This window comes from Novosphingobium acidiphilum DSM 19966 (genome assembly GCF_000429005.1).
GTDB lineage: Bacteria > Pseudomonadota > Alphaproteobacteria > Sphingomonadales > Sphingomonadaceae > Novosphingobium > Novosphingobium acidiphilum.
The window spans coordinates 39283-46273 of the sequence record NZ_AUBA01000023.1 but is presented as its reverse complement, the minus strand read 5'-3'; the positions used below and the strand labels follow the sequence as shown (position 1 = coordinate 46273).

General features: G+C 62.4%; 4 protein-coding genes. 3 read left to right on the top strand and 1 reads right to left on the bottom strand.

Features of this window, described 5'->3' with window-relative positions; genetic code table 11:
• Window positions 1-95 precede the first annotated feature (95 nt).
• From G404_RS0116035 to G404_RS19430, 3 genes are all read left to right on the top strand, one after another.
• A complete protein-coding gene (locus tag G404_RS0116035; RefSeq protein ID WP_028639520.1) occupies window positions 96-302 on the top strand; it encodes a hypothetical protein in 207 nt (68 codons plus the stop codon).
• Window positions 303-705: 403 nt separating this feature from the next.
• Window positions 706-2256: an acetolactate synthase large subunit gene (locus tag G404_RS0116030; protein ID WP_028641979.1), complete on the top strand. Its 1551-nt coding sequence runs from the start codon at window positions 706-708 to the stop codon at window positions 2254-2256.
• Window positions 2257-2289: 33 nt separating this feature from the next.
• Window positions 2290-3981, top strand: coding sequence for a class I adenylate-forming enzyme family protein (locus G404_RS19430; protein ID WP_051280858.1), 1692 nt, complete (start codon window positions 2290-2292; stop codon window positions 3979-3981).
• Between the two features lie 200 nt (window positions 3982-4181).
• On the opposite strand, the gene G404_RS0116020 is transcribed toward G404_RS19430, so the two are convergent.
• Window positions 4182-6812 (bottom strand): TonB-dependent receptor, encoded by a 2631-nt coding sequence (locus G404_RS0116020; protein ID WP_245584561.1) that lies wholly within the window; start codon window positions 6810-6812, stop codon window positions 4182-4184.
• Window positions 6813-6991: the final 179 nt, after the last annotated feature.

The window sequence follows — 6991 nt, the reverse complement described above, 5'->3', positions numbered from 1 at the left end:
CTTGAATCAATCCTCTCGCGCCTCGTCAATCGTTCTCAGCGTAAGGCGTTGCCGGGACTGGCCAATATTGCAATTATGCCTGCACGGAGGACTTTATGGCTTTGGTGGAAGTGTTTGAGGGCGAGGATCCGGAAAAGCTACTATTCGTAGCCGACTTCGACTTCCTGCCGCGCGTTGGCGAACACCTTGCCCGAGATACGGAAGGCTTTTTCGAGTATTATAACGTCGTCAAAATCTGGCACCGGCAGGACACTGCGGAAGGCACCTTTCGGGCGTGCCTGCTTGTGACGCTCGATGATTGAGAACCCCAAATTTGTCCACGCCGCCTAGTCATTGACAAAGTTGATTGTCAAGTTTGCGTGTAAAGAGTAAATATTGATAAATGCAGATCGTATGTCGAACATATATTTCGTAAATTGAAATTACGTATTTGCACTTAATATTGCATGGGGCGATTATACGCCGGATTACTGGCTGGGCCGGCGTGGGCCGGCGTGGGCCGCTTGGCGTCACCTCGATTGCCGGCCCCGCTGATGCGGTTCCACGTGTTGCGATGATGGCGCAGCACAGACCGCGGCGGTTATCGCGATTGCCACACCCGCCTTGCCGTAACGGCAGGGCCGGCCGGCATGTTTTGTGCACTTGACGCTGACCCGCAACGCTGCACGATGGGCGCGGTGTGGTGGCGCGAAAAGGGTGCAGGGGATGACTTTCAACGGGGCAGAGGCGTTTGTCGCCACGCTGGGCGCGTGCGGGGTCGACACCTGCTTTGCCAACCCCGGAACATCCGAAATGCAGTTGGTGGCCGCGATCGATCGCCAGCCCGGGATGCGCGCGGTGCTCGGCCTGTTTGAAGGCGTGGTGACGGGCGCGGCCGACGGCTATGCCCGGATGGCCGACAAGCCGGCGGTGACGTTGCTGCATCTGGGGCCGGGGCTGGGCAATGGACTGGCCAATCTGCACAATGCGCGCCGTGCGGCATCGCCGGTGATCAACATGGTGGGCGATCATGCGACGTATCACCTGCATTTCAACGCCCCGCTCACCTCGGACGCGGCAGGGGTGGCGCGGCCGATGTCCGACTGGGTGCGGATGGCGCAATCGCCGCGCGATCTGGCGCAGGCCGGCGCCGAAGCCTATCTGGCGGCGATGGAATGGCCGGGCAAAGTTGCCACGGTGATCGTGCCCGCCGACCATGCCTGGAACGGCGGCGCGGCGCCGGTTGCGCCGCGCCCTTTGCCGCCTGCGCCCCGCGTGCCCGATGCCGCGATTGCCGCTGCCGCACGGGCGCTGCGATCGACCCAGCGCCCGGTGCTGCTGCTGCTGGGCGGGCGGGCCTTGCGCGAAGAGGCGCTGGTTGCCGCCGGGCGGATTGCTGCGGTGACCGGTGCGCGCCTGGCATGCGAAACATTTGCCGCGCGGTTGCAACGCGGCGCAGGCCGGATGGCGATCGACAAATTGCCCTATTTCGGGGAACAGGCGGCCGATTATCTGGCGCCGTATCGCACGATCGTGGTCTGCGGCACCGAGCCGCCGGTGGCGTTCTTCGCCTATCCGGGAAAGCCCGGCGCGCTGTCGCCGCCCGATGCACAGATTGTGCGGCTGGCGGGTCTGCGTGAAGATGCGCTCCACGCGCTGACCGCGCTGGCCGATGCGCTGGGCGCCCCGGCGGACCCGGTGGGCATTCAGGCGCGCGATAACCCGCCGGCCGGAGACCGGTTGGACGCGCAGGCCATCGGCGCGGTGCTCGCCGAACTGATGCCCGCAGATGCGATCGTATCGGACGAAGGGCTGACCGCGGCTGCGGCGCTGTTTGACGCCACAAAAGGTGCGGCGCGGCATGACTGGCTGATGGTGACGGGCGGTGCGATCGGGCAGGGGCTGCCGGTCGCGGTGGGCGCGGCGGTGGCGGCCCCTTTGCGCCAGGTCATCGCGTTGCAGGCCGACGGATCGGGCATGTACACGCTGCAGGCGCTGTGGACGATGGCGCGCGAGCGGCTGAACATTGTTACGGTGATCTTCAACAATGCATCCTATGCCATTCTCAACATTGAACTTTCGCGTGTCGGCGTACAAAACGCGGGGCCCAAGGCGCTGTCGATGCTCAGCCTGGATCATCCGCGGCTCGACTGGTGTGCGATGGCCGCCGGGATGGGTGTGCCGGCGCAGCGGGTCGTGACGGTCGCCGAATTTCGCGATGCGCTGGAACACGCACTGGCCGCCACGGGCCCGGTGCTGATCGAGGCGATGCTGTAACCCGGATTACCGGGATCGGTTTGGGAGAAAACGATGACTCTGGATGAAGCCCGCGCCATGCTGTGCGCCCCGGGCGCGCCGTTTGAAATGGTCGAGGTGGCCGCGCACGGCCGTACGTTCCGCGCGTGGAAGAATGCGCCTGCGCATTTGCGCGCGCTGGCACAAATCGGGCGTGGCCACGGCGATCGCACGTTCCTGGTGTTCGAGGATGAACGCGTGACGTTCGCAGGCTGGTTTCGCGCGGTGGCGGCGCTGGCACAGCATCTGCGCGATCTGGGCGTGGGGCCAGGCGACCGGGTGGCGCTGGCGATGCGCAATCTGCCCGAATGGCCGGTGGCGTTCTTTGCGGTAACCACGCTCGGCGCAATCTGCGTGCCGCTCAACGCGTGGTGGACGACAGGTGAACTGGCCTATGGCCTGAACACCGCAGGCTGTAGCGTGCTGATTGCCGATGGCGAACGTATCGATCGGGTGCTGCCTTTGCGCGGCGACATTCCCGCGCTGGCGCATGTGCTGGGCGCGCGGCTGGGTACGGTGCCGACGGGCGTGGTCGCGTTGGAAAGCGTGATCGGCACGCCGCACGGCTATGGCGCGTTGCCCGATCGCGATCTGCCCGCGGCGGATCTGGCGCCGGATGACGAGGCGACGATTTTTTATACCTCGGGCACCACCGGCCATCCCAAAGGCGCGTTGGGCACGCATCGCAATCTGACCACCAATATCCTGTCGAGCGCCTATGTCGCGGCCTCGGCCGTTCTGCGCCGCGGCGAGGTGCCGCCACCGCCCAGCCCCAAGACCGCGCTGGTTTCGATCCCGCTGTTCCATGTCACCGCGTGCAGCGCGGTGCTGATGGGATCGGTCTATGCCGGCAACACGCTGGTGTTCATGCGCCGCTGGGACGCGGGCGCCGCCCTGGCGCTGATCGAGCGCGAACGTATCAATCTGGCCGGTGGCGTGCCGACGATCGCCTGGCAATTGCTCGAACATCCCGATCGCGAAAAATACGATCTGTCGTCGCTTGAAACCGTGTCTTACGGCGGCGCGCCCTCGGCGCCCGATCTGGTGCGCAAAATCAGCGCGGTGTTCGGCGCCAGGCCGGGAAATGGCTGGGGCATGACCGAAACGATGGCCACGGTGACCAACATCGTGGGCGAAGACTATCTGGCGCGGCCCGACAGCTGCGGCCCGGCGGTGGCGGTGGCCGATCTGCGCGTGGTCTGTCCCGATCGGCTGGTCGATATGGCGCCGGGCGAAGTGGGTGAACTGTGGGCCCGGGGGCCGATGATCGTCAAAGGGTACTGGAACAATCCCGACGCCACGCAGGCCACGTTCGTCGATGGCTGGGTGCGCACCGGCGATCTGGCCCGGCTCGATCCCGAAGGGTTCTGCTATATCGTCGATCGCGCCAAGGACATCGTGATCCGGGGCGGCGAAAACATCTATTCGGCCGAAGTGGAAAACGCACTTTATGACCATCCGGCGGTGATGGATGCGGCGGTGATCGGCATTCCCCACCATACGCTGGGCGAAGAACCGGCGGCGATTGTGCATCTGGCGCCTGGCCATCACGCCAGCGAAGCCGAATTGCGCGCCTGGGTCGGCGAACGGCTGGCCGCGTTCAAGGTGCCGGTGGCAATCCGTTTCCACCCCGAAACGCTGCCGCGCAACGCCAATGGCAAGATCCTCAAACGCGAACTCAAGGCGCTGTTCGCCGATCGATCCTGATGCGTGCAAATTGCGCAACTGTGAAAGCTTAACGTGCATTTGCCACGAATCGATGGCGTGGGCACACAGGGCGGGCCTTTCAGGCATCCTCTCCCAAACTTTTTTCAGGCCGGCGTTTTCGCCGGCCTTTTTTTTGACCGGCGTGCCCTTGCGCCGGAAATTGCCCCATGCGCAAAGCATGGGGCGGCCTTCAGTGGCCTTTACTGATAATGGTACGACAGCTTGATGCCGAAAAACTGCGGCCGGATTGTGAATGTGCGCGATGAATTGGCGCAGAAGGTGATCGAACAGAACGTGTTCTTGGTCAGCGCGCCGCGTTCGTCAAAGGCGTTTTCGATGAACAGTTCCAGACGGTACGGGCCCTTTGACGCGCCGGCCGAAAAATCGAAACTGGCAAAGCCCGACGTATCGCCCAGCAGCGCATCGAGCGATGTGTTGAGGTTCTGCGTAGCGCCTGTCTGGTACAGCGCGGCGCCCTGGACGAAGGCCTTGTATGCGCCGATCGTGGTATCATAGCGGATCGTGGTGGTGCCCTTGAACATCGGCTGACGCGGCAGACGGGTGCCACCGTTGGCCGCAACCTGCGAAACCAGCGGCATCTGCAGCGATCCGTCGGCATTGTGCACGTATTGTCCTTCGGTGCAGGTGGGCAATTGCCCGATCGACAAATTCGACGAATTGAACGCAAAGTTGCAGAAATCTCGCGCCAGCCGCGCATCGTTGTACGCGCCCGAAGTCGACAGCGTGACGTTGCCCAGTTTCAGGTCGGCATCGTATTCCACGCCTTTCACATGGGCGGTGCCGGCGTTTCCGGTGATGCCTGCACCCTGCGTTCCGGCCACGACAACGCTGTACTGGATATTGTTCCAGGTTTCGTAATAGGCGGCCGCGTTGAACCGGAAGATATTGTTCCACTTGGTTTTTACGCCGAATTCAAAATTCGAGAGCTTTTCCGATTCAAACGGACTGACCGTGGCCAGGCCATAGCCGCGAATGCGCAACGGCCGGTTGAAACCGCCGGGGCGGAACCCGGTCGAATAGTTGGCATAGATGTTTTTGTCGGGATCGACTTGCCAGTCGACCACCAGCTTGTGCGTTTCACCCTTTTCCTTGTAGCGGCCCACTTCATCGGGCGCCGCGGGATTGGTGTTGAGGCACGTCAGCCGCGCATCGGTGGGCAACGGCGTGGGGCAGCCATACGTCCCGGTCGGCAGATAAAGCGAACTCGATGTGCTGTGTGCCGAGGCCATGACGCCCGCCAGACCCAGTGTTTCGTAATCGGTCCAGAAATAGCGGATCCCGCCAGTCACTTTCAGATTGGGCGTGATCTTGTAATGCCCTTCGGCAAACACCGCTTCATCATGGTAATATTGATTGTTTTCATTGATATAGAACGTATCGCCTTTGACCGCCGGGGTGCCCAGCACCATGGTGCCGCCGGCCGTTGTGGGAATGCCGAAACCGCCGGGGTTGGCCTCTTGCCCGCCAGCCGCCGTATAGCCGGCGATGTTGTCCAGGCCGTGGATCGCATAGTTGCTGTTGTTTTCGTTGAACTGGCTTTGGAAAAAGCCGCCGATCGTGGCATCGAATGGCCAGCTTACCGGGGTTTTCAGCCGCACTTCCTGCGTAAACTTGCTCTGTGTGGTCCACGAATGATAATATTGCGTGGGGTTGATCAGGGTGCTGCATTTCATCGTGGCGCCCGAGCCGGTGCAGCCATTCTTGTCAAAGAACTGCAGATAGTTTTCGTAGCCCGGGCCGAACCGGTCATAGGTGACCGTGTAATACGTGTAATCGTTGTTGAGATAGGTCCGGCGATAGAAATACCCGGTGGCCGACGTCAGATCGAAATCGCCGATATGCCCGTGGATCGACAGTTCGGCCTGGTACCAGCGGTCGTCCTGGCGGGTCAGGTCGTAATCGTGAACCTGCAGATCGCCGACGCGCGGGTCATAGCCGAAATAACCATAGGCGGTCTGGCGCTGCGCGGTCACCTCGGGCATGATCTCCCAGTCGGGCGCGGGTTCCCACAGCGCCTGCAACCGCGTGCCGTATTCATAGATCGGGTTATAGTTGTTTTTGGCAATATTGGCGTTATTCAGCGTATAGGTGGTTGATGGCACATTATCGCCCAGATTGAGCGTCGACGAGCTGCCATCGTTAAATGTGCCGTTGTTGGGGGTGTTGTTGATAAACCCGCCATCTTTGCGATAATAGGCGATCACGCGCACGGCGAAATTGTTGCTGACCGGCAGATTGAGATAGCTTTCGATCAGGCCGCCTTCGCCATGGCCGCCATATTTGTTGGCCTCGATGTCGATGCCATATTCCAGCTTGCCGATCTTGGGCTTGTTGGTGACGAAACGGATTGTCCCCGCCAGCGATCCCGCGCCATACAGCGTGCCCTGCGGGCCCGACAGCGCCTCGACGCGATCAATGTCATAAATGTGGATGTCGGGCACACCGGTGCCGGTGATCGGAATGTCATCCAGGTAATAGCCGACCGAGGCATAGTTGCCACCGGCCGGCACGATCCCGCGGAAATAGGGTGTGACGCGGCCCGGCCCAAGCCCTGCAAACGACACCGAAGGCAGCAATGCCGCCAGATCCGACAGGCCCTGAACCTGTCGTTCGTCAAGCGAAGCGCTGCTGAGCGCCAGCATCGAGATCGGCACTTTCTGCACGCTTTGTTTTTCGTGAGTCGCGGTCACGACGATTTCGGTCAGGCCATCGCCCGCGGGTGCGGACGGCGGTGCGGGGGCAGGGGTCTGTTGCGCCCGCGCGATCCCCGGCAGTGCCGCTCCGGCCAGAATGGTTGTGGCCCCCAACATGCCCAGAAACCGTGACCGCCGATCAGATTGTCGTGCCATCGCTTGCGCTCCCCTGCGGTAAACAAACCCCCTGGCCCCGCGCGGCCATCGCCCGGGCGCCTTGTTGCAAAAGATGCGAGTCATCGCGGCCATGCTGCAATGCGGCATGGTGCGCCGTGCTAAGGCAGGGGAGGCGAAAG

Coding starts and splice junctions, on each gene's coding strand:
- G404_RS0116030 (WP_028641979.1), top strand. CDS start 706: ATGACTTTCAACGGGGCAGAGGCGTTTGTCGCCACGCTGGGCGCGTGC.
- G404_RS0116020 (WP_245584561.1), bottom strand. CDS start 6,812: ATGTTGGGGGCCACAACCATTCTGGCCGGAGCGGCACTGCCGGGGATC.
- G404_RS19430 (WP_051280858.1), top strand. CDS start 2,290: ATGACTCTGGATGAAGCCCGCGCCATGCTGTGCGCCCCGGGCGCGCCG.
- G404_RS0116035 (WP_028639520.1), top strand. CDS start 96: ATGGCTTTGGTGGAAGTGTTTGAGGGCGAGGATCCGGAAAAGCTACTA.